General features: G+C 35.3%; 31 protein-coding genes and 1 pseudogene. 9 read left to right on the top strand and 23 right to left on the bottom strand.

The window, feature by feature from the left end:
- Positions 1 to 32: 32 nt before the first annotated feature.
- The 14 genes and pseudogenes from J3D55_RS22130 to J3D55_RS22065 all read right to left on the bottom strand — a co-directional run bounded on the left by J3D55_RS22130 (position 33) and on the right by J3D55_RS22065 (position 13,628).
- Complete coding sequence (locus J3D55_RS22130; RefSeq protein WP_259134941.1) at positions 33 to 947, bottom strand: phospholipase domain-containing protein; 915 nt, start codon at positions 945 to 947, stop codon at positions 33 to 35.
- Complete coding sequence (locus J3D55_RS22125) at positions 856 to 2,379, bottom strand: alkaline phosphatase family protein (protein WP_259134939.1); 1,524 nt, start codon at positions 2,377 to 2,379, stop codon at positions 856 to 858. The genes J3D55_RS22130 and J3D55_RS22125 overlap by 92 nt, the downstream gene beginning before the upstream one ends.
- Before the next feature lie 86 nt (positions 2,380 to 2,465).
- A complete protein-coding gene (locus J3D55_RS22120) occupies positions 2,466 to 3,941 on the bottom strand; it encodes a SusD/RagB family nutrient-binding outer membrane lipoprotein (RefSeq protein WP_259134937.1) in 1,476 nt (491 codons plus the stop codon).
- 19 nt (positions 3,942 to 3,960) lie between these two features.
- On the bottom strand, positions 3,961 to 5,523 hold the full coding sequence (locus J3D55_RS22115) for a SusC/RagA family TonB-linked outer membrane protein (RefSeq protein ID WP_374759514.1): 1,563 nt from the start codon (positions 5,521 to 5,523) through the stop codon (positions 3,961 to 3,963).
- 181 nt (positions 5,524 to 5,704) lie between these two features.
- Entirely contained in the window at positions 5,705 to 7,102 is a 1,398-nt protein-coding gene (locus J3D55_RS22110) for a TonB-dependent receptor plug domain-containing protein (RefSeq protein WP_259134935.1), read from the bottom strand.
- Between the two features lie 188 nt (positions 7,103 to 7,290).
- Positions 7,291 to 7,662 (bottom strand): BamA/TamA family outer membrane protein, encoded by a 372-nt coding sequence (locus tag J3D55_RS22105; RefSeq protein WP_259135220.1) that lies wholly within the window; start codon positions 7,660 to 7,662, stop codon positions 7,291 to 7,293.
- Positions 7,663 to 7,813: 151 nt separating this feature from the next.
- Entirely contained in the window at positions 7,814 to 8,791 is a 978-nt protein-coding gene (locus tag J3D55_RS22100; protein WP_259134933.1) for a BamA/TamA family outer membrane protein, read from the bottom strand.
- A gap of 264 nt (positions 8,792 to 9,055) precedes the next feature.
- Positions 9,056 to 9,851 (bottom strand): annotated as a pseudogene (locus J3D55_RS22095) (SDR family oxidoreductase).
- Between the two features lie 16 nt (positions 9,852 to 9,867).
- Positions 9,868 to 10,362 (bottom strand): hypothetical protein, encoded by a 495-nt coding sequence (locus tag J3D55_RS22090; RefSeq protein ID WP_259134931.1) that lies wholly within the window; start codon positions 10,360 to 10,362, stop codon positions 9,868 to 9,870.
- Positions 10,363 to 11,589 (bottom strand): carboxyvinyltransferase, encoded by a 1,227-nt coding sequence (locus J3D55_RS22085; protein ID WP_259134929.1) that lies wholly within the window; start codon positions 11,587 to 11,589, stop codon positions 10,363 to 10,365. It abuts the gene before it with no gap.
- A gap of 90 nt (positions 11,590 to 11,679) precedes the next feature.
- A complete protein-coding gene (locus J3D55_RS22080) occupies positions 11,680 to 12,006 on the bottom strand; it encodes a nucleotide pyrophosphohydrolase (protein ID WP_034678907.1) in 327 nt (108 codons plus the stop codon).
- Positions 12,006 to 12,197, bottom strand: coding sequence for a hypothetical protein (locus J3D55_RS22075; protein WP_259134926.1), 192 nt, complete (start codon positions 12,195 to 12,197; stop codon positions 12,006 to 12,008). Before J3D55_RS22075 ends, J3D55_RS22080 begins: the two co-directional genes overlap by 1 nt.
- Before the next feature lie 17 nt (positions 12,198 to 12,214).
- Positions 12,215 to 12,712: a hypothetical protein gene (locus J3D55_RS22070; protein WP_259134924.1), complete on the bottom strand. Its 498-nt coding sequence runs from the start codon at positions 12,710 to 12,712 to the stop codon at positions 12,215 to 12,217.
- On the bottom strand, positions 12,651 to 13,628 hold the full coding sequence (locus J3D55_RS22065; RefSeq protein WP_259134922.1) for a hypothetical protein: 978 nt from the start codon (positions 13,626 to 13,628) through the stop codon (positions 12,651 to 12,653). Before J3D55_RS22065 ends, J3D55_RS22070 begins: the two co-directional genes overlap by 62 nt.
- Before the next feature lie 183 nt (positions 13,629 to 13,811).
- Between J3D55_RS22065 and J3D55_RS22060 the strand changes: the two genes are divergently transcribed.
- The 8 genes from J3D55_RS22060 to guaB all read left to right on the top strand — a co-directional run bounded on the left by J3D55_RS22060 (position 13,812) and on the right by guaB (position 20,165).
- Positions 13,812 to 14,063 (top strand): type B 50S ribosomal protein L31, encoded by a 252-nt coding sequence (locus tag J3D55_RS22060; protein ID WP_259134920.1) that lies wholly within the window; start codon positions 13,812 to 13,814, stop codon positions 14,061 to 14,063.
- A gap of 189 nt (positions 14,064 to 14,252) precedes the next feature.
- Positions 14,253 to 15,413 (top strand): GlmU family protein, encoded by a 1,161-nt coding sequence (locus J3D55_RS22055; RefSeq protein ID WP_259134918.1) that lies wholly within the window; start codon positions 14,253 to 14,255, stop codon positions 15,411 to 15,413.
- Positions 15,414 to 15,511: 98 nt separating this feature from the next.
- On the top strand, positions 15,512 to 16,021 hold the full coding sequence (locus J3D55_RS22050) for a GFO_1088 family ECF-type sigma factor (protein ID WP_259134916.1): 510 nt from the start codon (positions 15,512 to 15,514) through the stop codon (positions 16,019 to 16,021).
- The gene (locus tag J3D55_RS22045) at positions 15,996 to 16,670 is read left to right on the top strand and encodes a hypothetical protein (RefSeq protein ID WP_259134912.1); all 675 of its coding nucleotides are present in this window, start codon (positions 15,996 to 15,998) and stop codon (positions 16,668 to 16,670) included. The genes J3D55_RS22050 and J3D55_RS22045 overlap by 26 nt, the downstream gene beginning before the upstream one ends.
- A 61-nt stretch (positions 16,671 to 16,731) precedes the next feature.
- Complete coding sequence (locus tag J3D55_RS22040) at positions 16,732 to 17,667, top strand: DUF4252 domain-containing protein (RefSeq protein WP_259134910.1); 936 nt, start codon at positions 16,732 to 16,734, stop codon at positions 17,665 to 17,667.
- Positions 17,597 to 18,004: a GIN domain-containing protein gene (locus J3D55_RS22035; RefSeq protein ID WP_259134908.1), complete on the top strand. Its 408-nt coding sequence runs from the start codon at positions 17,597 to 17,599 to the stop codon at positions 18,002 to 18,004. Before J3D55_RS22040 ends, J3D55_RS22035 begins: the two co-directional genes overlap by 71 nt.
- 28 nt (positions 18,005 to 18,032) lie before the next feature.
- Positions 18,033 to 18,536 (top strand): DUF4252 domain-containing protein, encoded by a 504-nt coding sequence (locus J3D55_RS22030; protein ID WP_259134906.1) that lies wholly within the window; start codon positions 18,033 to 18,035, stop codon positions 18,534 to 18,536.
- A gap of 168 nt (positions 18,537 to 18,704) precedes the next feature.
- Positions 18,705 to 20,165: an IMP dehydrogenase gene (guaB, locus tag J3D55_RS22025; protein WP_259134904.1), complete on the top strand. Its 1,461-nt coding sequence runs from the start codon at positions 18,705 to 18,707 to the stop codon at positions 20,163 to 20,165.
- 158 nt (positions 20,166 to 20,323) lie between these two features.
- On the opposite strand, the gene J3D55_RS22020 is transcribed toward guaB, so the two are convergent.
- From J3D55_RS22020 to ruvC, 9 genes are all read right to left on the bottom strand, one after another.
- Positions 20,324 to 20,842: a DsbA family protein gene (locus tag J3D55_RS22020; RefSeq protein ID WP_259134902.1), complete on the bottom strand. Its 519-nt coding sequence runs from the start codon at positions 20,840 to 20,842 to the stop codon at positions 20,324 to 20,326.
- 3 nt (positions 20,843 to 20,845) lie between these two features.
- Complete coding sequence (locus J3D55_RS22015; RefSeq protein WP_259134900.1) at positions 20,846 to 21,073, bottom strand: redoxin domain-containing protein; 228 nt, start codon at positions 21,071 to 21,073, stop codon at positions 20,846 to 20,848.
- Between the two features lie 7 nt (positions 21,074 to 21,080).
- Positions 21,081 to 21,314 (bottom strand): redoxin domain-containing protein, encoded by a 234-nt coding sequence (locus J3D55_RS22010; RefSeq protein WP_259134899.1) that lies wholly within the window; start codon positions 21,312 to 21,314, stop codon positions 21,081 to 21,083.
- Between the two features lie 117 nt (positions 21,315 to 21,431).
- Positions 21,432 to 21,629, bottom strand: a complete 198-nt coding sequence (locus J3D55_RS22005) for a KTSC domain-containing protein (RefSeq protein ID WP_259134897.1) — start codon at positions 21,627 to 21,629, stop codon at positions 21,432 to 21,434.
- Between the two features lie 192 nt (positions 21,630 to 21,821).
- Complete coding sequence (locus J3D55_RS22000; RefSeq protein ID WP_259134895.1) at positions 21,822 to 22,100, bottom strand: T9SS type A sorting domain-containing protein; 279 nt, start codon at positions 22,098 to 22,100, stop codon at positions 21,822 to 21,824.
- Positions 22,009 to 22,518 carry a hypothetical protein gene (locus J3D55_RS21995; protein ID WP_259134893.1) on the bottom strand — a complete coding sequence of 170 codons (510 nt, stop codon included), beginning with the start codon at positions 22,516 to 22,518 and terminating at the stop codon, positions 22,009 to 22,011. Before J3D55_RS21995 ends, J3D55_RS22000 begins: the two co-directional genes overlap by 92 nt.
- A gap of 6 nt (positions 22,519 to 22,524) precedes the next feature.
- Positions 22,525 to 23,118, bottom strand: coding sequence for a phage tail protein (locus J3D55_RS21990; protein ID WP_259134891.1), 594 nt, complete (start codon positions 23,116 to 23,118; stop codon positions 22,525 to 22,527).
- A gap of 119 nt (positions 23,119 to 23,237) precedes the next feature.
- Positions 23,238 to 24,308: a DUF4407 domain-containing protein gene (locus J3D55_RS21985; RefSeq protein WP_259134889.1), complete on the bottom strand. Its 1,071-nt coding sequence runs from the start codon at positions 24,306 to 24,308 to the stop codon at positions 23,238 to 23,240.
- A 193-nt stretch (positions 24,309 to 24,501) separates the two neighbouring features.
- Positions 24,502 to 25,056 (bottom strand): crossover junction endodeoxyribonuclease RuvC, encoded by a 555-nt coding sequence (gene ruvC / locus J3D55_RS21980; RefSeq protein WP_259134886.1) that lies wholly within the window; start codon positions 25,054 to 25,056, stop codon positions 24,502 to 24,504.
- Positions 25,057 to 25,217: 161 nt separating this feature from the next.
- Between ruvC and J3D55_RS21975 the strand changes: the two genes are divergently transcribed.
- Positions 25,218 to 25,646 carry a hypothetical protein gene (locus tag J3D55_RS21975; protein WP_259134884.1) on the top strand — a complete coding sequence of 143 codons (429 nt, stop codon included), beginning with the start codon at positions 25,218 to 25,220 and terminating at the stop codon, positions 25,644 to 25,646.

The raw sequence follows: 25,646 nt of genomic DNA, 5'->3' as shown, positions 1-25,646 counted from the left end.
AAGACTTTATTTTTTTTGTTTTATCAATGATATTAAGCCCAATGAGGATCCGAAACGGTAGGTTTTCCTGTTTCCAGCCTGCCTGCAAAATGCCAGATGTTATTTCCTGACGTGATTTTCAGATCGTACCAACCTTTCATTTTGTTGATATTAATCGTCACATTTTGTTCGTCTTTCTGTAATAAAATTTCTTCCTTATTTTTTTTATAGAAATCTTCTAACGTGATCGAAATATTATTTTTAGTATTCTTTTTAATAATTAATTCCATTTCATTGTTTGAAGGATTTCCATTCAACGAAATTTCTAGTTCAGGCTTATTTTCTCCTTTGAAGTTTCTGTAAAAACCATTCGGACCGAAAACTTCACAGTCATATTTTCCTAAATTTACAGCGTGCGATAATTCCTGTTTTGAATATAAAGCATAAGAAAAATGAAAATTATCATTATTAAAATTCGTTCTGTCATAGATTAATAAAGGAACAGCTCTTTCTTTTGCATTCACCATTTTAATTTTTCCCTCCTCAAAATTTACATGATAATGATAAGGAAGCGGGTTCGATGGTTTCAAACCTCTTTCTTGGATTTCCAGTAAATGGCTATTCAATTCATTTTCTGCATACCATTTCAGATTCGGGACAGGCTTATTTTTCGCTGAATTAATGGCTTTAGCATACTCTTTCTGATCAAGATAATCCATCTTAGGAATTTTGACAGTAGATGAATTAAATGCTGAAGTCAGATCTCCGCAAATTGCCCTTCTCCAATCGCTGATATTATCAATCGTAAGGTCTTTATTAAATTTTATCTTAATGAAATTTTCCAGAAACTGCAACACAGAAGTATGATCTGAAACCTCAGAATTCACAAAACCGCCTTTCGTCCACGGAGAAGCGATAATCATAGGAAACTCTGAAGCCCAAACCAACGGTTCCTTCAATTCTTTCATGATCTTTCAGCTTTTGCGTCGACATATATTCCTGATTTTTGTCTACGTATTCCACACCGTCTTTTCCGTTCATATCAACAGGCTGACTCGGATTCATCGGTGGTGCAAAAGGTAAAACATGATCGAAATACCCATCATTTTCATCATAATTAATAATGAAAATTGTCTTTTTCCATGTTTCAGGATCTTTGGTCAAAATATTTAAAACCTCAGAAATATACCACGCTCCGTACCAAGGCGAACCGGGATGATCGGAAAAATGTTCCGGAGCGACCAACCATGAAACCAATGGTAATTTTTTATCCTCAACATCTTTTCGGAACTGAAATAAAACATCACTTTTCGGAACAACTAATTTTTCTCCTTTTTCGTCTGTTCCTATTTCTAAATTCCAAAAATCGGGATCATTAGAATTGGTGGTAAATGCTTTTTCATGCAGATTTTTTTCTGCCTGCGAAAGTTTAGCGTAATGATCAGGATGATATTTAATTTTATCTTCTTCCAATTCAGCAATCATTCCTTCGAATCTTTCCTTTTGCTTCGGATTTTTTTCAATTTCCGACTTTAAATAAGCAATGATATTCGGAATATTCTGATGATATCCTTTAGAAAATTTTACATTAAATTTCGAAAACCATTCAATCGGATTATCGGTGAAATTACTCAGCCAAGCTTCCTGTTCACCCGACATTCCTTTCGGAAGACTTATTTCGTTCTGATAAATTTTCCAAGAAACATTTTGCTCTTCTAAAATTTCAGGAAAACTTTTCCATTTTGCCTGATGATTTTTATCGTAATCTATATTTTCATTATAAACATTGGCTTTTACTTTACCGTTTTTCTGCTCGCGCAACGTTCCCGACCAATGAAAAAGTCGGTTGGGAGTCGTTCCCGTTAATGATGAACAAAAATACTGGTCGAAAATCGTAAATGCATCTGCCAATTGATAATAAAACGGTAAATCTTCACGGTTGTAATATCCCAATGTCAACGGAATATCTTTGTAATCTTTATTTCCCGAAGCTTTCGACTGAAGCCATTGATCGTATTTTCCTTTATTCAACGCCTTTTGCTGATTGTCCCAAGAATGCGGAAGCGAGCTCATCCACGTAGATTTTGTATTTCTTAAATCCAAACGGGCAGGAGCTGCATATTTTCCGGAATCATTTTTTTGAAAAAAAGCAGAATGACCGTCCTGCTTTTTAAAAGTTCTTTGATCTAAAAATCCTCTTACGCCTTTCAAAGCTCCGAAAGCATGATCGAAAGAGCGGTTTTCCTGCATTAAAATAACCACATGTTCAGCATCATAAAATGTAGATTCTGCAGCTGGATCTATCGTTAAAGCCTTTAAAATTGCAGGATGCAAAACGCCTGAAGTTCCCAGACCAGCCAATAAAATGCTTGATTTTTCTAAAAATTCTCTTCTGTCCATTTTATATTGTAATACAAAGAAATCGCAAGTTAAGAGGTTTTTTCCTGCGATTTCTTTTAATTATTGTTAAAAATTAATTAGATTTTTTACTGCAGCCACCACGGTTTAGAATTGATATTATCGCTTCCTCCGTATTGTGCCACCAACGCAGCCTGAAGATTGGCACTGTTATAATTGTACTCAGCTTGCGGATATCTGAATCTGAACGGTGCAGAAACTCCTGTCTGTAAAGGATAATTTGGGTAACCTGTTCTCAGATAGTCATAATAAGAAGTCCATTGTGATTGGTGGAACATCGTCATGTATTTTTGCGTCATGATTTGTTCTAATTGTGTTGCCAAAGGAGCAGAATTATTATAAACTACCAAAGGCGTTCCCAGATAATTATTCACATCAAATCCTGCGAAATACTGATTCGGATTTTTAACATACGTCTGATAAAAACTGAAACTTGCTTTAACGGCATTATCATAATGGGTCTTTGCAGATCCCGAAATCCAGCCTCTTGCGGTAGCTTCTGCCAAAATAAATTCTAATTCCGAATAACTTAAAACCGATGAAGGTTCGTTCGTCGCATCTTTGTAGAAACGGTCATTCACTTTTGAAATATTTTTTGCCGTAATCAAAGCCGCGTTGTCAGAATAAGGGGATGTAGGATTTCCTCCGTTGTAGCCTGTGAAATCGGTCAACGGTTTTCCGGCTTCTTTCGCACCTGTCGTTTGTGCTGCAAAAGTGAACAATCGCGGATCTTGTCTGGCTTTAAATAAATCAATAAAATAATTCGCCATATACAAACTCGAACCGTAACCACTGTTGTTGAACATCGTGTATCGGCTGTCTGCAGCATCTGCAAATTTCAATTCTCCGTTGTCTGTAATCGAAGTCATCAAAGTCTGGCTTCCTGCGATGGATGCAAATTCCGTAGCCACATTATAGCTTCCGATTGTCGTTTTTTTTGACATCGTCATTAATATTTTTAAACGGAAAGAATTGATTAGTTTTTTCCATTTTGTCGCGTCGCCGTTGTAGATAATGTCGCCTTCGATTTTATCGTTTGAGTTTATTAAATCGTTCGCTTCTTTTAATTCAGATAAAATTCCTGCCATTACGGTTTCCTGGGAATCGTATTTGGGTTGCGTAACTCCTGATTCACCTTTCACCGCTTCAGAATAAGGAATGCTTCCGAATTTTAAACTTAAATTAAAGAAATAATACGCTCTGTAAAATTTACCGATCGCCTGATAATTTTTATTGTTGATCTTTTCGGCTTCCTGCATCATTTTTACCGTATTCAGAAGACCTTTTGTGTAGACATCGAAAGAAGCGTCGCTCCATTTCATGTATTGATAGGTGTTTTCTCCGTCTGTCCCGATCATCATTCTGGAAGCGTACATATTGTCACCATTCACCTGAAAAGCATTGGAAGAAACGTAAGTCAATAGAAATTTTGGATCTACACTTGCCTGATCATTTGGGTTTTCATTGATTTTATCAAGATCGGATTCACAAGAAGTCAATGCCAATAATCCGACTACAAAAACTGCTTTTATAATATTTTTCATTTTGATTTTCTGTTTTTAATTAAAATTTAAGATTAAATCCAACTCCGATCCATCTGCTTGAAGGATCCTGAATATCATTCCCTGTTCCGATTTTATAATCCGGATCTGAATACAGGTTTTTAGATTTTTTCCATATTGCTAAATTATATCCTGAAATATTGGCGGTGAAACTTTTTACCATTCCTTTTGGATTTAAGAGATAAGAGAAGTCGTATTCCAGCACTACGGATCTTAATTTTACGAAGGTTCTGTCGAAAACGTTGGCAAATAATTCGCTTTCATCTTCTGTTACTCTCGCCTGATAAGGATAATTTTGTGCCCAATCCTGGAAGCTGATTGCTTTTGTGTGTGGAGTGTACGTTCCTGTTGCAGAATTATAATTCACACCATCCGGTACGAAATAATAAGTACCCGGATTTGCATACTCCTGATCTCTGTAGGCTGTAGAATTCGGATGTTTTCCGCCCCACCACATTTTTTCCACGACCTGCGATCTCATGACACCACCGACACTTCCGTCGATTCCTACATTTAACGTAAACTTTTTATATTTAAAGGTGTTGGTAAAACCAAACGTCCAGTCCGGATTGAAATGTCCTAAGTTTGTAGGAGTATTTGACTTTGTTGGCATTCCTGTATTGGCGTTCAGAATTACTTTTCCATCGGGAGATTTTTGCCACGTTATATCATAATAACTGTCCATTCTTTCGCCCAATTTGATGTTGTTGTAATTCGGCATGTCGGCATAAATGGAAGTCAGTTTTTGTTCGTACGTACTCCAGTTGATTAACGATTTCCAAGTGAAATCATTTGTTTTAATCGGTGTTAAACCTAATGAAATCTCAAGACCTTGCGTTGTATATTCGTTTCCGTTTACATATTGAGACGTGAAACCTGAAGATTGTGCCGCAGGAAACTGAAGAATATTATTATAATCCAACGTTCTGAAATACGTCGCATCAAAAGTAATTCTGTTGTTGAATAATCCTGCGCTCAAACCCAATTCATAAGATTTTGTCTGTTCAGGTTTTAAAGAGTTTTCAACATTTAAAGTAGTCGGATAATAATACGTTGGATTTCCGTTAAATGTAATTCCGCTATTGTTTACATAATAATTTCTGGTCGAATAAGGCTGAAAATCATACGCTACTTTTGCCCAGGAAGCAGATAATTTTAACATGTTGACCGCTTCCGGCATTTTAACCAGGTTTGAAATCACGGCACTTAATGAAGCAGAAGGGTAGAAGTACGATCTGTTGGCTTTCGGTAAGGTGGAAGACCAGTCGTTACGCCCTGAAACGTTCAGGAAAAATGCGTTGTACAAACCAATGTCAATCGTTGTATAGGCACTGTAAATTAATTTTTCTTTTAAATAATCATAATATTTTACAGCTCCGACCGAATTGTCTAATGTGTATAATTCAGGAATTTTCAACCCGTCTGTTGAAGCATTATCAACATCATTTTTATAGTAAAAAGCGGAAGCTCCGGCGTTGATCGCAAAATCGAAATTGTCAGAAATTTTCTTTTTATAGGTTGCTAAAACATCGTAGTTAAGATTCCATGTTTTGGTATCGTTCAAAATATATCCGCCACTTCTTGGTGCGCTATAGTTGAAGTAAGAATACGGACTCAGGATTTCCTGCTTGTTGTGATTTTCGACAAGAGAGATTTTTCCTTTTACCGAAAGATCGTTCGTTGCTTTATATTCTAAACCTGTTTGCGCATTGAGAACATTGGTTCTGTTTTTATTTTTGTAATATTCAGCTCCGAACCATGGGTTGTTGTACCAAGCATAGTTTCCAGTTGGCTTGCGCAGTTCCCTGTTGTCCGGGAATCCACATGTGGTTTTTAAGATCTCTTCCGTCTACATCACCTCCCATCCAAATCAAAATCGTGTACATGTGACCACTCGGATTATAGTCGTAATTAGGAATATTCGGAGTAAAAGTCTGGGTAAAATTAAATTTAGTATCAAAAATAAATTTTTCGCCAAAATGATTTTCAGAAGAAAAATTCATTCCATAACGCTGTAAATAAGAATCAGGAACTCTGTCGTCATAATTCATGAAATTCCCCGAAAGCCTGTAAACATCTTTATTATTTTTATAACTGATCGAGAAATTGTTATTATTAATGACCGCAGGTTTCAGGAAAGTAGCAAGATTATCGTGATATTGCCAGTCAATGGGAACTCTTTCATACCTCGATTTATCATTGTACTGACTTCCAGTCACACCTCCATACCAAGGAATGACCTGTCCGGTAACTTTATCTCTGATCGGGCTGTTCCATTGAGCGATTTTTAAACCGGGAACAAATTTTGGTCCCCAAATCATATCTCCATCATTTACTCCACCATCGGCTCCGTCCCAGAATTCGTATTTTCCGTGCGAACCGTTTCCGTATTCGGTCTGTGTTTTCGGAAGGTTGGTAAATCCGGCTGTCACCATTGTATTTTGAGAAAACTCAACCGTGAAACCTTTCTTTTTAGCACTTTTTGTAGTAATTAAAACAGCTCCGTATCGACCTCTCGAACCGTAAAGAGCAGAAGCTGTCGCTCCTTTCAACACATTGATATTGTCGATATTATTAGGATCTAAATTCTGGAAAACCGTTTTCTCAACAATGACGCCATCAATAACGAAAACCAAATTTGAATTTCCTCTTAACGTAAATTCCGGAGCCTGCTGCATTCCCGTAGGATTGGAGACATTAAGACCGGCAACCTGTCCTGAAAATAAATTTCCTATACTCGGTGTAGTGATGGTTTCAAATTGTTTTGTCCCGACTTCCTGCGTAGAATATCCTATTTTTTCTTTCTTTTTCGCGATACCAAGAGCGGTAATTACAACGCCTTCAATCTGTTTTTCGTTAACCTTTTTTAGAACAACCGAATAATTTCTTCTGTTTGAAATTTCAATCGTGTAGGAAGAAAACTCCGGTGAAAAAAACTCAAGAATGTCTTTTGGATTTGCTGAAATTGTAAAATTACCGCTTTCATCAGTAATGGCGGTCTTTCCCGTGTTTTTATCAGTAATGTTTACGCCCGAAACAGTGTCGCCATTTTCTGATTTTACATTTCCGGAAATATTGACTTCCTGAGCGGTAAGATAGAGGGGGAGCAATAGAATTGCAAAAGTAGCTAAAGTCTTCTTCATTTTTTTGAATACAAATTTAGCCCGGCTTTGTTACCTCAGTTTTAATAGGATATTACGATAAATATATCATTTCATGGTGAGACAATAAGAAAAGTTAATACAAGTATAAAGGAAAAAACTGTGGTAGGTTCACAAATTTTTAGTTTTTTAAAAGGTATTATTATATAGGATTGATGATACTTTTTAAGCTAGAATCTACTGAGAATTCCCCAGTGTATTTTTATATCATTAAATTTAAAAGGATTTCCAAATTCGTTACCATTGGAAAGCTGGAAGCTCATCAACCCGATCGGAATGAAGAAATTGAAACCGAGTCCGACACTGTAGAGCTTGGGTTTTACATTCAGAGATTTGTTGTTGAGTTGTCCGTATTGTCCGAAAACATCAAAGAAAGCCTGATTTCCTATAAGGTATCGGTATTCTAAACTTCCGTAGTAATAAAAGTCGGCGGCGAGGGAATTTTCATTGAAACCCCGCATAGAATTCCAGCCTCCAAAACGGTAGAGTTCGTTGGCGGAGAAATCAATCTTTGAGTCCATCATTGCGCCTTCCGCTTTTATGTTGAGGAAATGATTTCCGTTGATATGATAATTATGTTCCCCGAAAAAATAAAACTGATTTTGCGGAGATTTTATATTGTCTTTCGTGTAAGTTGTTGTAAGATAGTCATATCCTGCACTGATCTTTGTTTTGTAGAGGAAAAGATCAATATCAGTCGGTTTCTACCATTTCATACCAGATTCCAAGCCCTTTTTTGTTGTAATCTTTCCCCTGAACATACAGCGTATCGATGATGGTTGAACTTTCGAAGGTTCCTCTAAAACCAATCTTATTTCTCGAATTAATGTGATAATAGAAAGCAGGAAGCGCTTTCACGTTGGCATACGTAGAATCTTGTCTGAAAATATTCACCTTCATATTCAAACCGACATTAGATTTAAAAAGATAAGGAACATCAGCCTGAAGATCAAAAGTCTGCCCTTTATCCGGGTTTCTCTGCCAATATAAATTCACCGTTTCAAAACTGTTGAAGATATTTCTGAAATTCACATTCAGCGTTCCGTTTAACGTGAATTTATCCGTTTTATCATTTCCGAAACCAATTACCCCGTCAAAACTGTTTGTTTTCTTCTTTTCCATAAACAGAAAAATACTCGTAGAATCTTTCGTAAAGAGCGTTTGCGGAGGTCTTTCCAACGTGACGAACTGATGACCCTGGAAAGATTTATTAATAGCAATAAGGTTTTTGTCGTCGTAAGTTTTTCCTTTGAATTCTTTTTCAAGATTTTTCATAAACCTTTTAGGAACACTGGTGTAGCCTTTTACTACGAAATTATCGATCGTTCTCTTATCATTTTTATTAATCTCGAGTTCTACGATCGGATAGCCTTTTTTCTGACCTTTATATTTCGTCTTAATCCTGCTGAACGCAAAACCGTCATCAATATAAGTCTTATTAATTGTTTTCTTGGTCGAATCTAAATTTTTAGTAAAAAACTCCTTCTGAATTTTAGTTCTCTGAGAAATTGAATCGGAAAGATTCACGTACGTTTCGTTGAAATTTTTTCCTTTATCATAAATGATTTCCGTGCTGTCGCCAATTTTCTTCACCTCTTTCAGCTGAGTGAAAAAGTAATTATTCTGAGCCAGAGAATCCAGAAATTTCACGGCAGAAGTAGAATCCTTCACCTTTTTTCTGACCTTAGTTTCAGAGTCGATAAGAAAATAATGTTTCTTCTGCGCTTGTACAAAAACGCAAAACAGGACAAAAAATATTTTTAAAATTAACTTCAATTAATACAGAGTTTAAAAAAATCCGGTTGCTTGTCATTCCGTAGGAATATTAACTATTTACGTTAAATTTTGCATAGATTCCTACGGAATGACAAAAATGCTGTTTTATTTAAGAAGATTTGTAATTAAAAATAAAAAGTTTAATAAGTTTAACTGAAACTAAGCCAGTTTATTATATTTCTTCATTAAATTCTCGTAAGTTCCCTGCGGAAGAATCCATTTCAAAGGCACTCCGATTTTCTGCCCGAATTTACCAAAATAATAATGAGCTTTCCATTTATTTTTAGTTAAAAGTTGATCTACGTATTCTGCAACTTCCAACGGTTCGGTTCCGTCACCAACATGAGAATTCATCAAACCATACACTTTGTCGAAGACATTTTTATACGGCTCAGAAACTTTTGTTCGTACTCTGTTTTCTGCAATATTGGTTTTTATATCACCTAAATGCAGCGAACAAACATTGATGTTCCAAGGATAGACTTCATATCTCATCGCTTCAGTTACTTTATCTAAAGCCGATTTTGAAGCCGAATAAAATCCACGGAAAGGCAATCCCATTTCGCTTCCGATACTGGAAACATTGATGATTTGTCCGAATTTATTTTCACGCATTTTTGGCATCACCGCACTCATCATTTGAACGGCACCAACCAAATTAAGGTTGAATAATTTTAAAATATCTTCTTTTGAAGAATCTTCCACAGAACCTACCATTCCCATTCCTGCATTGTTGATTAGCACATCGATTCTGGTTTCTGTTTTCAAAACTTCTGCGATCGCATGTTGTACCGCATCATTATCCGTAACATCCGTCGGAATAGATTTAAAATACTGACTTTCGGTGTGTTTTCGGCTCAAACCGTACACTTTATGACCTTTCTTCCCAAAATATTCTGCTAATACGAAACCGATTCCTGATGAGGTTTCCTGTGATGATTATAGTTTTATTCAATTTTTTTTATTTTAATTTAAAAACTTAAGCCGATGTCTTCTTTTTCAATCATTTTTGTGTCTTGAAGATCACAAATACAACCTTTTACTGTGTTATAATTTCCCGAAATTCTGGTTTCTTTTCCTTTGCTGTCTGTAATTATGATTCCGGCAGAATAAATTTCCCCTTCTGCATGATATGTTCTGAACAATAAATACTCAAAACCATTATTTTTAAATTGAAGATTATCTATTTCCATTCCCGCATTCTGTACACCTCCGCCTCGCCAATATGAATTGTAATGAAATTTTTTCCAGCTTTCTTTTGTTCGTTCTTTAGGAAATTCGATTTCAATTTTGTTTTTAGTTCCAAAACGATATTGAATATATTTATTCGTTTTGTCTTTAACCAAAGACATTCTTTTTCCGTTTTTTGTGTCGAATGAATAAATGATTTCCTCATTAGGCAAAAGATATTGTGCCCAAAATGACAGTGGAATTAAAAAACAGATTAAAATGGAAAACTTTTTCATTTATTCTTTAATTAATAAATTTTCCAAATCCTCCCAAAACATCGGATAAGATTTTTCCACAACATCTTCCTCTTCAATATTCAATTCTTTAATTAAACAAAACGGCGCAAAACTCATCGCCATTCTGTGATCCTGATAGGTTTTAATTGAAATATTATCTTCCGGATCATTAAAACTGATGGATTTAATCGTTAAATCTGTGATTTCAGTCTCTGTTCCGAGCTTTTTTAATTCGTTGTATAAAGCCAACAATCTGTCGGTTTCTTTGACGCGTAAAGTTCCCAGCCCTGAAATTTCAAACGGAATTTTCAACGCTGCAGCCGTTACGCAAAGCGTTTGAGCGATGTCTGGACAATCATTCATGTCCAAGACAATCTTTTCCGGAAACTGAAAATTTTCAACCGGTTGAAGCGTTAATTGATGTTCGTCTTCTGTGAAAGTTGTTTTAATTCCGAAGAATTCATCATAAATTTTTGCAATCGCAGAATCTCCCTGAGTTGATTCTTTGTAAAAACTTTTCAGATGCATGGTTTCTCTTCCCAATGCGGCAAAAGAGTAGAAGTATGATGCAGAACTCCAGTCACTTTCCACTTCGTAATTCACAATCGATGAGTGATTGTTGGTAAAAGGTTCAACTTTGATGGTATTTCCAATGAAACTGCTTTTAATTCCAAAATTAGTTAAAATGCTCAAAGTCATTTCAATATAAGACCGTGAAGTGACTTCGCCAACAAGATTTATCTCTAATCCGTTTTCTAATTTTCCGGCAATAAGTAGGAGAGAAGTGATGAACTGGCTCGAAATATTTGCCGGAACATCCACTTTGGTTTCAGTGATTTTTCTTCCTTTAATTTTCAAAGGTGGAAAACCTTCATTTTCCATATATTCAATTTCTACGCCCAGATTTTGTAAAGCAGTGACCAGATTTTTAATCGGTCTTTCTTTCATCCTTTTTGAGCCGGTAAGAATCGTAGTTTTTCCTTCCTGAATAGAATAATAAGACGTAAGGAAACGCATCGCCGTTCCCGCATGGTGAATATCGACCGTTTCTGTGTTCTCCGACAATGCTTTTTTTAGCAATTGCGTATCCTGAGAATTGGAAAGATTCCCGATTTGTATGGTTGCAAACAAACTTTCTAAAATCAACAAACGATTCGAAATACTTTTCGAACCGCTGATTTGTATGGTTTTATTTCCTGTTAATTTTGATTTTTCTAGCTTCTTCATTGTTTTCTTCTAAGTCGGGAAGTTGGAGGTAGGAAGCTGGAAGTTTTTAAATATTCTAAACTTCCGGCTTCTGTCATCCATCTTCCTGCATTATTTTAATTTTTCATTATTTTGATGACGATCTTTATCGCGATCAGTTTTTATCTTCATTTTTTTGTCGAAAGCTTCCTGCAGATTCACTCCGGTTTGATTGGCTAAACATAAAGTTACAAACAGTACATCTGCCAATTCTTCACCCAGATCTTTGCTTTTATCACTTTCCTTTTCACTTTGTTCGCCATATCTTCTTGCAATAATTCTTGCAACTTCACCGACTTCCTCCGTCAACATTGCCATATTGGTCAGTTCATTGAAATAACGAACACCAATGGTTTTTATCCATTCATCGACTTGCTGCTGCAGATTTGTAATTTCCATTATGGGTTGTTGTTGATCTTTTGTTCCAGAAGGATGATTTTTGTCTTTAATCTATTCAATTCTTCTGTATTTTCGGTTGATTCTCCTATCTTTTCAGTAACATCAGCAACCTTTTTGAAAAACTTTCTGACAAGAAGATAAATTAAAATCAATACAATAAAACCTCCGATTTTTGTAATATTAAAATCCATTTTTTAAATATAAATTTTTAAAAATACTGATAAGCTCCGATGGTCGGATTTGAAGTTCTCGAAACATTCGCAATGTCTGTAGGAACTGTTGCAGCAACGGTTGTACTTCCTTTTCCGATTGCAGGAGAATTTTGTTTCACCCTCAAATTCATCTGAGCCGCAAAATAATTAACAAACAACGGATCCTGATTTTTAAGCGACTGCGTTACACTTGTATTGGTGTCAAAATCGAAGCCTGCTTCTGAAGTGTTGGAATATTTTATTAAACAGTTTTGAATCGTAAAATTAAATAATTGTCCGGGAGTCTGTTCAAAACTTACAGCATTATCACGATCAGAATAGACGATACTGTTTCTTACATTAAGAATCAAAGCACCTTGTTCTGTCTGGTTGGTTTCGTTTTTCCATTCATTGGTGGCGAAAATCCCGTTTCTGTTGTATGAGTTCAGAAGATCAGAATAATTGGCAATTGTTGAATGGGTATAATTGTGAGTTTCCGCCTTTGAAAATGCCAATCGCAGATTCGCCACAGTTGTTCATGACTAAATTTTTAGCAGTAACTGTTGAAGCAACTGCATAAATTCCATATTCCTGAAAAGTATGGATGAAAGAATTATTGATTGTAGCATTCGCCTGTTTCATGTCCAGACCTTTTGTACCTCCGAAAAGCCTTGCGTAATTCATATTTAAGGTAGAACCTGCATCCATTTTAATAGAATTCCAGTTTTTAGGAATCGTATCATAAGCCGGATCGTTTCTGTCACCTCGCAGAGTTACGTTATTTGCCAACGTTCCGTTGATATTTAAAGTAGCTCCGGTCGAGACCTTCATTCCGCTGTTTTTATGGAAATAAACTTTTGTTCCCGCCTGAATATTTAAGTTAACATTTTGATCAATCGTCAAATTCCCGTAAATGATTTTGGCTTTATTATTCGTCCATGTTGTATTAGAAGTAATAACATTCGGGTTTGAAGGAGTTTGGATAAAGAATTCTGCATCCTGAACGACAGAGAATAAAACCACCTGTTGTTGCCCGAAAGGACTTTGGAACAGAATTTTATCTTCCGCAATCGCTTCCGGACCTGTAGCTTCCGGAGCAATTTCCACGAAAATATACAAACTGTCTTTTTTTCTTAAAGGAATATCTTTAAAATCATAGCCCGGTTTTCCGTCTACATTGATCTTGTATAAAGAAGTTGCCCCTTTTGCAAGCTGAATTCTCGGGATCAGAATATCCTTGTCTTCATTGTTATATACCTTTACAGCATATGTTTCAGAGCGAACCTGATGATAAACCGTGTCACAAAAAACCGTGTCTCTTGAAAAGCTTAACTCTTGAGAAGGCGCATCAAAATTAATGTCGTCCTTATTACAAGATACAGCCATGAGAAGCATCCAAAAAGAAAAAGCCAGTAATAATTTGAATTTCATCGAAATTAAAGTTTAAATAGATTTCAAATTTAACGAAAATACTTTGAATTTCTTATCTAGAAAAAAATATTGGAAGCATATTTGGAAATTAAAAAAAAAATTGTATTTTTGCACCCTAAAATTAGCAGAGAAATATCCATTACTATTTCGAAAGCAAACCTTAATTTTTTAAAAAATTGTATTATGAAAAACGGAATTCACCCAGAAAATTATAGACTTGTTGTTTTCAAAGATATGAGTAACGACGAGGTGTTTCTTTGCAAATCTACTGCAGAAACAAAAGACAGTATCGAGTACGAAGGACAAGAGTACCCATTGATCAAAATGGAAATCTCTTCAACTTCTCACCCTTTCTACACAGGAAAAACTAAATTAGTTGACACTGCAGGTAGAGTTGATAAGTTCATGAACAAATACAAAAAATTCGCTAAGTAATTTTTTGCTATTAAAAATAATAAAAGTCTTCCAATTTTTTGGGAGACTTTTTTTGTGGATTTAATCATAATTAAAATTTGAATTAATCCTAGTATTTGTATTTTTGTAAAAAGCAGATTTTGGAAATATATGGGGATTGTAAACTCCCGGCTTCCATCATCCAGCTTGCAAACCTAAAACTTTACTCAAATGCAACTTGTATTCTCAGATGCACAATATTGGGAAGATTTTCTTCCGCTTACATTTACCCGTCCTGTTGCAGAAATGCGATGCGGAATTCTTACTTTCTCCGAAAGATGGCAGAAAATTTTAGAAAACACAGAAATTTCTTTTTTCACAGAAGCTTATCTTCAAAACAAATTCCAAGAACCTGAAAAGAAAGAAAGCCTTTTTTTGGTGACGAATTTTTTACCGACGGAAAATATTATCCAACAGATAAAAGACCTGAAACAAGGAGAAGCGTTGGTTTATGAAGATGAATTAGTGGCTGCAAAAATTAATATGGATGGTTTTTCTTTGAATCAGATTGAAAAAATGACTGATATTAAGGAAGAGCTTGTTTTCTTTAAAAAGCCGACCGACCTTTTCACTTATAATGATAAAGCTATCGATTTTGATTTTGAATTATTAACAAAAGGAAAAACATCGCAGGAACTTTCTTCAACCAACGGATTCTTGGGAGATAAAAAAGATTTATTTATAGAAGAAGGCGCTCAAATTGAGTTTTCAACCATCAATACCAAAACCGGGAAGATCTACATCGGCAAAAATGCTGAGGTGATGGAAGGCTGTAATCTTCGTGGTCCGATCGCGCTGTGTGAAGAATCTAAATTTAATTTAGGCGCAAAAATTTATGGCGCAACGACCATTGGTCCTCATTGTAAAGTTGGGGGAGAGGTTAATAATATCATTATTTTCGGCTATTCTAATAAAGGTCACGACGGTTTTGTAGGAAATTCTGTGATCGGAGAATGGTGTAATCTCGGAGCAGATACCAATTCTTCCAATCTTAAAAATAATTATGGTCACGTAAAACTTTGGAATTACAGAACGAAATCTTTTGAAGATACAGGGTTGCAATTTGCAGGGTTAATTATGGGAGATCATTCTAAAACGGCGATTAATACTCAATTAAATACGGGAACGGTAATAGGCGTCGCTTCCAATGTTTTTAAAGAAGGTTTTCCTCCTAATCTGATTGAAAATTTTTCGTGGGGCGGATTTAAAGATGATGAAAGATTTAAATTAGACAAAGCCTACGAAGTTGCAGAAAAAGCAATGGCAAGAAGAAAAGTGCCTTTAACAGACGATGATAAGGCTATTTTTAAATATATTTTTGATACATATTAACGTAATGATAAAAGAAACTTCAATATTTTTTGAAGTTTTTTTGTTTTTGATGTAATGAAATGTAAAAACTGATTGTCTTACTAATAGAAACAAAACTTATGACTCAGGAAATTTTCAAGAATACGGTATTTATTCTCAAAAATGAGATGTATCGCTTTGCGAAAAGGTTTGTCATGAGCAGTGATGAAGCAGAAGATGTGGTGCAGGATCTGATGATAAAATTCTGGCAGAAAAGGGAAGAGCTGGAGCAGTTCGGGAATTTGAAATCCTATGCTTTGAAATCCGTCCGGAACGAATGCCTGAACAGATTGAAGCATCACGATGTAAAGTTGGGTTTTGCAGATATGCAACTTCATCGCTCAGAGCTTTACAGTATGGAAGTGAATAATTTGAAGGAACATATTATCGGTTTCATCAATCAGCTTCCGGAAAAACAAAAGACAGTGATCCATTTGAAAGATGTAGAAGAATATGAAGTCTCGGAAATAGCAGAAATGCTGGAAATGGAAGAAAATGCAGTAAGAGTAAATCTTATGCGAGCCAGACAAAAAGTAAAAGAACAAATTTCACAATTGATGAATTATGAGCAACGACAAATTTCAAAATAAATACGATGAGATCTTCCAGAATATTAAGGAAGAAAAAATGGATTGGGATTTTGAAGATTTCCTGAAAAAAGCAGAAGGAAAAGAAGATGAGGTTCAGAATGAAGCGCCGATTATCCCGATCGATACGAAAACAAAACCTTCGTTTCCGAAATGGTTCTGGATGGCAGCAAGCGTAGCTTTGTTACTGAGTATAGGATTTATTTTTAATGAGAATAAAAATTCTGATGTAGAAGATAAAGCGCAGTTGGTTGAAAATCAGATTAAAAAGCAGAAAAATAATTTCATTGAAGAAAACAGCGATCATCAGGAACAGGTAGCTTTGAATCATGCTTCTGATTCTATTTCCGGAGCGAAAAAAGATTCAATCTTCCAGGAAAGTACGGTTGCCGAAAGAGATGTTTTAGATGAAATTTTACCGAAAAGAGGAAGATTGAAGAAAGAAAGAAAACCAAAATTTGTGTACAATTCTTCTTATAATAAAGCTCCAAAAGATTCTACAGGCTACAAAGATTCTTACGTAATCGTGAACGGGAAAAAAATCGAAAATGTAGAAGAAGCCATTAATGTGACTAAGTATTCATTCCAAATATTTGCAAATAACGTAAGTGAAAAACTAGCAAAACCTACAGTCGTGGACGACGATTATTAATTAACCTTAAAAAAAGATTATGCATTGATCAGGCAATAATCAAATAAATAAAAATTGACTCATGAAAAAAATAATCATAATATTAGCACTTGCTCTTTCCCCCTTTTTCAATGTATATGGGCAGGAGAAGGATAAACTAGACCAGCTTTTTGAGAAATATCAGGAAGTGGAAGGCGTAACCTCCATCAAAATTGCAAAACCAATGTTCGGAATGTTGAGCAGTTTGGATCTTGGAGATGCAGAATTGGATCAGATAAAGCCTTTATTAGCAAAAATTACGGGTTTGAAAGTTTTAATTGCTGAAAAATCTACAGACGGAAAATCTGTTAAAGGTCAGAAATTAGCACAAATCAACAAAGATATTTCTTCTTACCTGAGTCATCTGAACTACAGCGAAATCATGACTATGAACAGCGGTGGTGCGAAAATAAAATTCCTTTCTGCAGAAGAAAAAAACGGGATTTTGGATGATGTGTTGTTAAGTATTGACAGTGGCGGTGAAGAAAGTATTCTGGTAAAACTAGACGGGAAACTGTCGATGGATGATATCAGCAGAATTGTGAATTCTTCTGAGACAAAGATTAATCCTGTTACCAACATAAGAAACAACATCACGTCAGAAAATAATCCATCTTATCTGAATGGTGAATCTAGAAGTGTTGGCGAATTCTCGGGAATTCAAGTGAGTACGGGTGTGAATCTGGTTTTCAAACAGGAAAGCCCGACCAATGTGAAAGTAATTGCTGATGCAGACAAGCTTCAATATATCATCACGAAAGTGGAAAACGGAGTTTTGAAGGTGTATGTTGATAATAAAGGACAGAAAAATTTGAAGTTCAAAAATATCAGCGTTAATGTTTCTTCGCCAAGAATGGATAATCTTAAAGCATCTTCGGGAGCGACTTTTACAACAGTTAATTCTGTAAATGAAAATAATCTTACAATCGATGCCTCTTCAGGTTTCTGTGGTGAAAGGGAAATTCAATATTTCAAATAATACCAATGTTGAAGCGACTTCGGGAACGAACGTAAAAGTTGAGGTGAATTCTAAGAGTTTTGTGTTCAAAGGTTCAAGCGGATCAAATACAAACATTGGAGGACAAGCCGGAACAGCGATTTTCGAAATCAGCAGCGGCGCAGCTTTTAAAGGGGAAAACTTCACCGTGAATCAGGTGGAAGTAGAATCTACTTCAGGAGGAAGTATTTCTGTAAATGCAGTTCAAAAATTAAAGGCAAAAGCATCTTCAGGAGGTTTGATTAGATATAAAGGAAATCCGGAAATCAGTTCTGATATCAGCAAAATGTCTGGCGGATCTTTAAAACAAATTGATTAAAAATTTTTAACACTAAATCCAACTTGCTATGAAAATATTTAAAAACATTTTTCTAATCGTGTGTACGATGTTTCTGATGCAGTCTTGCATTGTTTCCGGAAGACCGAATATGGCTTACTTTTCAGACTCGGGAAACGATTTTAAAGGAGCAAGATTTACTAGCATCAATGTTCCGATGTTTTTAGCAAAGCCTGTTATTAAAAAAGCATTGCGGGAAGATGGGAAAGATAATGAGGAAATTATTCAGATGATTAGAAAAATTTCGAAAATTAAGGTCTTGACAGTAGAAAATGGGGATCGAACAATGTTGAAAGATTTTGCTAATTATTTAAATGACAACAATTACGAAGATTGGGCAACCATAAAACATGACGGCGATAATGTAAATATTCGGGTAAAGCAAAAAGGGGACGAGATCAAAAATATGCTCATCACTGTAAACTCAGACAAAGAGTTGGTTTTTGTAGATGTAAAGGGCAGTTTCACGGCAGATGATATCTCAAAAATGATTGCTTCGGCAACAGACAAATAAGCACATTCATATTCAAATCATATACTAAATTTTATTTTGTACAAGAAGACCGTTCCTGAATTAAGGGCGGTTTTTCGATTTAAGTTATTGATTATTAAGTTTTATTTAAACTATCAAAATCGATTTTCGTATCTCGCCAAAATGTCTTAATTTTGCAAGAAAGTAAAGATGTCTATTCATAACAAAATTGTAGAGACAGCCATCACTTTCGATGACGTGCTTCTAGTTCCTTCTTATTCTGAAGTTTTACCTAACCAGGTTTCATTAAAATCAAGACTTACCGACAAAATTACGCTTAATGTTCCCATAGTTTCTGCTGCGATGGACACGGTGACGGAAGCTGAATTGGCGATTGCATTGGCAAGAGTCGGCGGTTTAGGATTTATTCATAAAAACATGACGATCGCTGAACAGGCTGCACAGGTTAATCGTGTAAAGCGTTCAGAAAACGGAATGATTTCAGATCCTGTTACGCTTTCTAAAGATCATACTTTGGCTCAGGCTAAAGAAACAATGGCGAAATATAAAATCTCCGGTCTTCCTGTTGTAGATGCTGAAAATACATTAATCGGTATCATCACCAACAGAGACGTGAAATATCAGGAAAACCTTGATATGAAAGTTGAGGAGATCATGACGAAAGAAAACCTGATCACTTCTGATAAAGATACCAATCTTGAAAAAGCAAAAGAAATTCTTCTGAAAAGCAGAATTGAAAAGCTTCCTATCGTTGATAAAAACAATAAACTGGTTGGTTTAATTACCATTAAAGATATTGACAATCAATTAGAATACCCGAATGCAAACAAAGACGAAAACGGTCGTTTGATCGTTGGAGCCGGAGTTGGCGTTGGTGAAGATACGTTAGATAGAATTGCTGCTTTGGTTCAGGCTGGAGTAGATATCATCGGTATCGATTCTGCTCACGGACATTCAAAAGGAGTTTTAGATAAAATTTCTGAGATCAGAAGAACATATCCAGATTTGGATATTGTAGGTGGAAATATCGTAACGGCTGAAGCTGCAGAAGATTTAATTAAAGCAGGAGCAAACGTTCTAAAAGTGGGTGTTGGTCCGGGTTCTATCTGTACAACGAGAGTTGTTGCAGGAGTTGGAGTTCCTCAATTATCTGCTATTTACAACGTTTACGAATATGCTCAGACTAAAAATGTTGCTGTAATCGCTGATGGAGGTATTAAGCTTTCAGGAGATATCGTAAAAGCGATCGCAAGTGGAGCAGGAGCAGTAATGTTGGGTTCACTTTTAGCAGGAACGGATGAAGCTCCGGGTGAAGAAATTATCTTCCAGGGTAGAAAATTCAAAACGTATCAGGGAATGGGAAGTCTTTCTGCCATGAAAAGAGGCGGAAAAGAAAGATATTTCCAAAGTGAGGCTAAGAAATTCGTTCCGGAAGGAATTGAAGGAAGAGTTCCAAGCAAAGGATCTTTAGAAGAAGTAATTTTCCAATTAACAGGAGGTTTAAGAGCCGGAATGGGATATTGTGGAGCTAAAGATATCAACGCTTTACAAACGGAAACAAAAATGGTAATGATCACAGGAAGCGGATTGAAGGAATCTCATCCACACGACGTAATCATCACGCAGGAAGCTCCGAATTATTCTTTATAATAATAAATTAAATATAATGAATAAGGCTATCTCAAACTGAGGTAGCCTTATTTTTTTGTTTGACTTTGATTTTTATCAATAGGAGTGGGTTTTAGTCCGTTTTCAATAAGCGATTAACAAATTTGACTTTAGCCAAAACCAATATTTAAATTCTTCGACTAAGAAAGTAGGTCAACAAAAGAATCATATGTTCCATCGTAATCTTCCCACTTCTGATTATTCACAAAAAAGGATGGAGTTCCGTTGACGCCGCTTCTTACACCGCCTTCAAAATCATTTTCAATTTTATCCTGTAAATCTGCGGTGCTAATATCGTTTTCAATTTTATTAAAATCAAGCTGTAATGTTTTTACACATCCTTTCAGCATTTCCTCGCTCAATATATTTTGATTGCCATAGATGAGGTCGTGCATTTCCCAAAACTTACCCTGTTTTCCTGCAGCTTCGGCAATTGTTGCGGCTGCCATTGCAAATTCATGAGAATCCGTCAAAGGAAAATTTCTGAACACAAAAGCTACATCATCGCCATATTCTTCAACGAATTGCTTCACCAAAGGAAAAGCATGTCCGCAATAAGGACATTGATAATCTCCATATTCCACTAAAACGATTTTCGCAGTTTCCGGATTTCCCTGAACATGGTCATTCGGATCGATTGGAATTCTTAATGTAGACATAGATTATGAGTTTTGATTTAAATTTTCTAATGCATCAATAATTCCATCAGCTCCGGGATTAATTCCGTCCGGTGAGAGATAACTCCACTGAATCACCCCATCTTTATCAATGACGAATAATGCTCTTTTTGAAGTTCCGTTTTCTTCATTATAAACGCCATATTTTTTTGAAACTTCACCTTTAGGATTAAAATCTGCAAGAAGAGGGTAGTGTAATTTTCGATCTGCCATAAAAGCATCATGACACCAAGAAACTGTCGACAGAAATCCCTACAATATCTGCATTATATTTATGAAAAATGCTCAACATTTCATTATACAAAGCAACCTGATCCCCACAAACAGGGCTCCAATCCGCAGGATAAAAAACTAAGATGAGATTTTTGCCTAAAAAATCAGAACGTTTCAGTTTCTGATCGGGAGTAGAGTGGAGTTCGAAATCCGGTGCTGAAGTTCCTTTTTCTAAGATCATATTTTTAGTGATTTTGGTTAGTAGATATTGTATTTAATCATTTATAGAATAAAATTAACGATAAGTATTTAATTATGTGCAATCGGTTTATTTAAATTAATATTAAAAACGATCCGCTTATTCAATCTTTTTATATTTAAATTTTGGCTTAATGACGTAATTCAAAAATCGTCCTTTAGACTGTACTGTTTTGAATCGGTCAAAGATTTCCTGCGGTACTTTCAGATAATCATAAACTGCTCCCGACTGATATATGATTCTTAATATTTCAGTTTCCGGAAAGTATTTGTAATTGTTGACTACTGATGAGGGCATGTGAGGTTTTGTACAAAAAAAGTTCCTTAGTCATAACATTTTGAGTGTCGATTTATTTATTCAATCGATTTGAGGTTACAAATGAAAATATATTCTGTAATATAGTAGGTATTTTGATTTATTATATTCCAAACAAAAACCTCCGAAAAAATCCGAAGGCTTAATATATAAAATAATGATCTTATAAAGAAATTACTTTTTCACGAATTTAAATTCATGAGTCTGGAAATTTTTCGTATTAATTTTCAACAAATAAACCCCTGAACTAAGCTCAGAAACATTTATTTTTTGATCGAAAGTTTCAGACTTCACCAATTGACCAGCCATATTATAGATCTGAATCGATTGTCCGTTATTAATACCTGAAACTCTGATAACATCAGCTACAGGATTCGGGAAAATCTGGATCTTTGTTGCGTCTATTTTTACGTCTGAAGTTGCAAGTGAGGTACTGTGCAGGTCTCCTGTCATTGTAGAGTTTGTGGCAGTAAGGTTTCCTCCACAAGCTCCAGAGGTAACTGCCGTATTTTCTACCCAAGTTTCCGAACGTGATAGCAGGTGGATTTTGTAAGAAAGTATTATTTCCAGTAGAATTATAATAGATCAAATTAGGGTTTGCAAAAGTTCCGTTTCCGTCATCTGCAAGAAATTCCCATCTTGATAAAGTATTATTCCACTGGATTTTAAATTCGCATGTTCCCAATCCTCCACAATCCTGATCTCCAGTAACAGGAGTAGTAATGTAAATGCCTTTATTAAAAGTATCAACTCCAGTTTTATTGAAAACATAATTATTGTTGTCAAACAAATTATGACAGCCATTGAATGTAATTGTCTGTGCGAAAGCCGAGCTTCCGAGAGCCAGACATAATAAGTATAGACTTTTCATAATATTTTAAAATTGTGATGGGAAAACTCCTTGTAAAGAGATAATACATTTTAGAGTAATAAACGGTGGTCTGTTTTCATGCGCTTGGTTTCCTCCTGCCGGATTTACCATTGTTGACTTCATCGTTGTATTTGCAGTTGCGTCAGAATATTCTTTATCCAGAATTTTTGTATCTGCCGGAAGTGCATTGGTAGGAGAGTTCTGGTTTCCTTCAGCCGTTACTGCATTTACGGTATGGGAGTGAGACGGCATTTGTGTTACTAGTAAGGTAACAGATTCTGATCCTCCGGTTTGTCCCATTGTATAGGTAGTTGGTCCTCCGGGAGCTTGTCCTTCATGTACAAGTACTCTTCCTCTCATGTCAGGCAATGCAAATGTAGTGGTTCCATTTCCTCCGTATTGAGTGCCTAAAAGAGAAAAAAGTGCTTGGTTTTGTGCTATTGCTAATAATTGTCCGTTACACGCTGCCCAGTTTTTTGGAACAAAGTTGTAAGGTACAAATGCGATTTGTCCTAGAAAAGGATCTGAAGCCTGTGCTTTTAAAACAGATGTAGATGCAACGCTTAAAAGCAATGTGCATGTTAGTGCAAGTTTTTTCATGATAAAATTAGTTTTTAAGTGTAATGCTAAGTTAGAGATTATTCTACATATTTTAATTATGAAAACTAAAAAACCTTTCAGAGTTAACTGAAAGGTAGAATTATAGCAAGATGAATAAATTATTTGTACAGATTATCTTTAAAATCGTCAATCCTGAAATCCGTTAAGGCATTGCCTTTTTCCACTTTTTCTTTGGAATACAGCCGGAAATCATTTTCTGTTTTTTCTAAAAGATAATCGTAAGGTCCGACGTGAGAAATTAATTTAACCAAAACCGGAGAAATTTCCAGACAGATAAAAAGTCCCATAATGAAAGACGCTGCCAAGCCAATGATCGCAGAATTTTTCCCCAATTCATCCAAAGCCTGCAATCTCGCTGCAAATCCGTTAAATTTATCTTCAAAAGTGTCTGTAGATTTTCTTTCTGTTTCTAAGTTGGTGTAAACTTTCGAAATTTCTTTATCTAAATATTCCATTCTTGAAGCCACTTGTTTTTGGTAGCTTTCAAGGTCTTGTCGTCTTTGTTCTTTCAGTTCCTGTTTACGTTTTGCATTGGGTCCGAAACCTTCTTTTCCGCTCGTTAAACCAGATTGTTTTCCCAAAATTTCTTTTTCAAGTTCTACAGATGCAGAATCGTAAGATTTTTGATAATTGGCTATTTTGTCGGAAATCTGCTTTTTTTCTGTCTCAAAAGGTCCGCTTTGTTGAAGAATTCTTCCGTTCATTTCCCCTTGAAGCTGTTTTTTATTCCTTTGAATGATGGTATTTAATTGTTTATTAACTTCCTTTTCAAAAATTTTAAGCTCTAAAGGTTTAGATATAATAATTCCTAAAAAAGTCGCCAAAATTAATCTCGGAATCGACATTAAAATCTGATTCCACCACGTTCCTGTTTTCTTAATGGATGAAACAATATATCGGTCCAGATTGAAAATCATTAAACCCCATAAAACGCCAAAACCGATCGCCGTCCAAATGTCATCGAAAACCGTGTACATGGCGTATCCTGCAGAAAGGGTAGCAAAAACTGCAGTAAACAGAACGATTCCGCCAATTCCTGCAAACTTGTTCCATTCGCTTGGTGTTTTTCTTAAAATATGAATATTTCCTCCGGAACAGACCATCAGAAACTTCTGAAACCAATTTATTTTATGATTCAACTGATTTATAGTTTGTTGGTTATTTTTCATGTTAGAAAATTTATACAAATGTAATACTAAAAATCATACCAATGTTAAAGATAGTAATATGTTTTACCAAGTATAGGTGTAAAAGAACTTAATTTGTTGAATGATAATGATTTATTTTTGCTTTGATAAACAGAGAATCAAATAGGTATAATTACTATTTTAGAATTAAAAAAAAATTAAATGTAAGATCAGATTATTTTAAGCGCTTAGGATTTTGTTTTAAAAAACTTTCCCAGCCGGTGTAAGCTTTGGTATCAGCAATTGTTCCCGAATTAAAATGATGACAAACCGCAACCGCCAAACCATCGGAGGCATCAAGGTATTTTGTAGGGAATTCTTTCAAATTCAAAAGACTTTGCAGCATTCCCGCAACCTGCTCTTTACTGGCATTTCCGTTTCCGGTGATCGCCATTTTTATTTTTTTCGGAGAATATTCTGTGATCGGAATATTTCGGTGAAGACTTGCAGCCATCGCGACACCTTGAGCGCGACCCAATTTCAGCATACTTTGAACATTTTTTCCGTAGAAAGGAGCTTCCAAAGCCACTTCATCGGGATGAAATTCGTCTATTAATGCCAACGTTTTATCAAAAATATATTTAAGTTTGGTTTCGTGGTTCGGATATTTTTTCAATATCAATTCATGGATGGAAACCATTTCCATTTTGCCTTTTTTTACGGAAATAATTCCAAAACCCATAATGGTAGTTCCCGGGTCGATTCCTAAAATAATTTTCTCAACGATCATTGCGTCAAAGATATGACTTTCTAAAATTTTTAAGGATAAAAAAAATTAATTCAATGATATAAATTAATTAAAAATCTTCTTATCTTAAACAAAAAATAGCCATGAAAAACTTAATTATTTTTTTTAGCATTCCGTTTTGTTTCTGCTGTAACATTTTGCAAGTGAAATATTTAAATGGAAAACCTGAAAATACATCTATTAATAGTCTGAGTAAAAATTCTCAGATTGTTTATCTTTTCTTTAAGGTAGAAAAAACGGATTCCGGTTCGGAAAAAATTACTTTACAGGAAAAGAAAATCGTGGATGGAAAATTAAAATCAAACCCGATTTTTGATGAAAGCGAAAGAAAAACTGGAGATTTTGTAATTTCTATGACCGACGCAAACGGAAAAGAAATTGTAAAACAATTGATAGAAGATCCGCTAAATCCTACGAGAGAAGTATATGGTGATAAAATCAGCAGACATACACTGACATTGCAAAATGCCGAATTTAGTGTGAGATATTCTCATTCTGCAGAAATTCAGATGGTGAAAATCGAGAAAATTACCGATTCCGGAAAACAGTTATTATTCACTCAAAAACTATAA

Source organism: Chryseobacterium ginsenosidimutans (assembly GCF_024807225.1).
Taxonomy (GTDB): Bacteria; Bacteroidota; Bacteroidia; order Flavobacteriales; family Weeksellaceae; genus Chryseobacterium; species Chryseobacterium ginsenosidimutans.
Note: the sequence above shows the minus strand (reverse complement) of the source record. Positions and strands in the feature narration are given on the sequence as shown.

Coding starts and splice junctions, on each gene's coding strand:
- J3D55_RS22130 (WP_259134941.1), bottom strand. CDS start 947: ATGAAAGAATTGAAGGAACCGTTGGTTTGGGCTTCAGAGTTTCCTATG.
- J3D55_RS22125 (WP_259134939.1), bottom strand. CDS start 2,379: ATGGACAGAAGAGAATTTTTAGAAAAATCAAGCATTTTATTGGCTGGT.
- J3D55_RS22120 (WP_259134937.1), bottom strand. CDS start 3,941: ATGAAAAATATTATAAAAGCAGTTTTTGTAGTCGGATTATTGGCATTG.
- J3D55_RS22110 (WP_259134935.1), bottom strand. CDS start 7,102: ATGAAGAAGACTTTAGCTACTTTTGCAATTCTATTGCTCCCCCTCTAT.
- J3D55_RS22090 (WP_259134931.1), bottom strand. CDS start 10,362: ATGAAAAAGTTTTCCATTTTAATCTGTTTTTTAATTCCACTGTCATTT.
- J3D55_RS22085 (WP_259134929.1), bottom strand. CDS start 11,589: ATGAAGAAGCTAGAAAAATCAAAATTAACAGGAAATAAAACCATACAA.
- J3D55_RS22080 (WP_034678907.1), bottom strand. CDS start 12,006: ATGGAAATTACAAATCTGCAGCAGCAAGTCGATGAATGGATAAAAACC.
- J3D55_RS22075 (WP_259134926.1), bottom strand. CDS start 12,197: ATGGATTTTAATATTACAAAAATCGGAGGTTTTATTGTATTGATTTTA.
- J3D55_RS22065 (WP_259134922.1), bottom strand. CDS start 13,628: ATGAAATTCAAATTATTACTGGCTTTTTCTTTTTGGATGCTTCTCATG.
- J3D55_RS22060 (WP_259134920.1), top strand. CDS start 13,812: ATGAAAAACGGAATTCACCCAGAAAATTATAGACTTGTTGTTTTCAAA.
- J3D55_RS22055 (WP_259134918.1), top strand. CDS start 14,253: ATGCAACTTGTATTCTCAGATGCACAATATTGGGAAGATTTTCTTCCG.
- J3D55_RS22050 (WP_259134916.1), top strand. CDS start 15,512: ATGACTCAGGAAATTTTCAAGAATACGGTATTTATTCTCAAAAATGAG.
- J3D55_RS22045 (WP_259134912.1), top strand. CDS start 15,996: ATGAGCAACGACAAATTTCAAAATAAATACGATGAGATCTTCCAGAAT.
- J3D55_RS22040 (WP_259134910.1), top strand. CDS start 16,732: ATGAAAAAAATAATCATAATATTAGCACTTGCTCTTTCCCCCTTTTTC.
- J3D55_RS22035 (WP_259134908.1), top strand. CDS start 17,597: ATGAAAATAATCTTACAATCGATGCCTCTTCAGGTTTCTGTGGTGAAA.
- J3D55_RS22030 (WP_259134906.1), top strand. CDS start 18,033: ATGAAAATATTTAAAAACATTTTTCTAATCGTGTGTACGATGTTTCTG.
- guaB (WP_259134904.1), top strand. CDS start 18,705: ATGTCTATTCATAACAAAATTGTAGAGACAGCCATCACTTTCGATGAC.
- J3D55_RS22020 (WP_259134902.1), bottom strand. CDS start 20,842: ATGTCTACATTAAGAATTCCAATCGATCCGAATGACCATGTTCAGGGA.
- J3D55_RS22015 (WP_259134900.1), bottom strand. CDS start 21,073: ATGGCAGATCGAAAATTACACTACCCTCTTCTTGCAGATTTTAATCCT.
- J3D55_RS22010 (WP_259134899.1), bottom strand. CDS start 21,314: ATGATCTTAGAAAAAGGAACTTCAGCACCGGATTTCGAACTCCACTCT.
- J3D55_RS22005 (WP_259134897.1), bottom strand. CDS start 21,629: ATGCCCTCATCAGTAGTCAACAATTACAAATACTTTCCGGAAACTGAA.
- J3D55_RS22000 (WP_259134895.1), bottom strand. CDS start 22,100: ATGACAGGAGACCTGCACAGTACCTCACTTGCAACTTCAGACGTAAAA.
- J3D55_RS21995 (WP_259134893.1), bottom strand. CDS start 22,518: ATGAAAAGTCTATACTTATTATGTCTGGCTCTCGGAAGCTCGGCTTTC.
- J3D55_RS21990 (WP_259134891.1), bottom strand. CDS start 23,118: ATGAAAAAACTTGCACTAACATGCACATTGCTTTTAAGCGTTGCATCT.
- J3D55_RS21985 (WP_259134889.1), bottom strand. CDS start 24,308: ATGAAAAATAACCAACAAACTATAAATCAGTTGAATCATAAAATAAAT.
- ruvC (WP_259134886.1), bottom strand. CDS start 25,056: ATGATCGTTGAGAAAATTATTTTAGGAATCGACCCGGGAACTACCATT.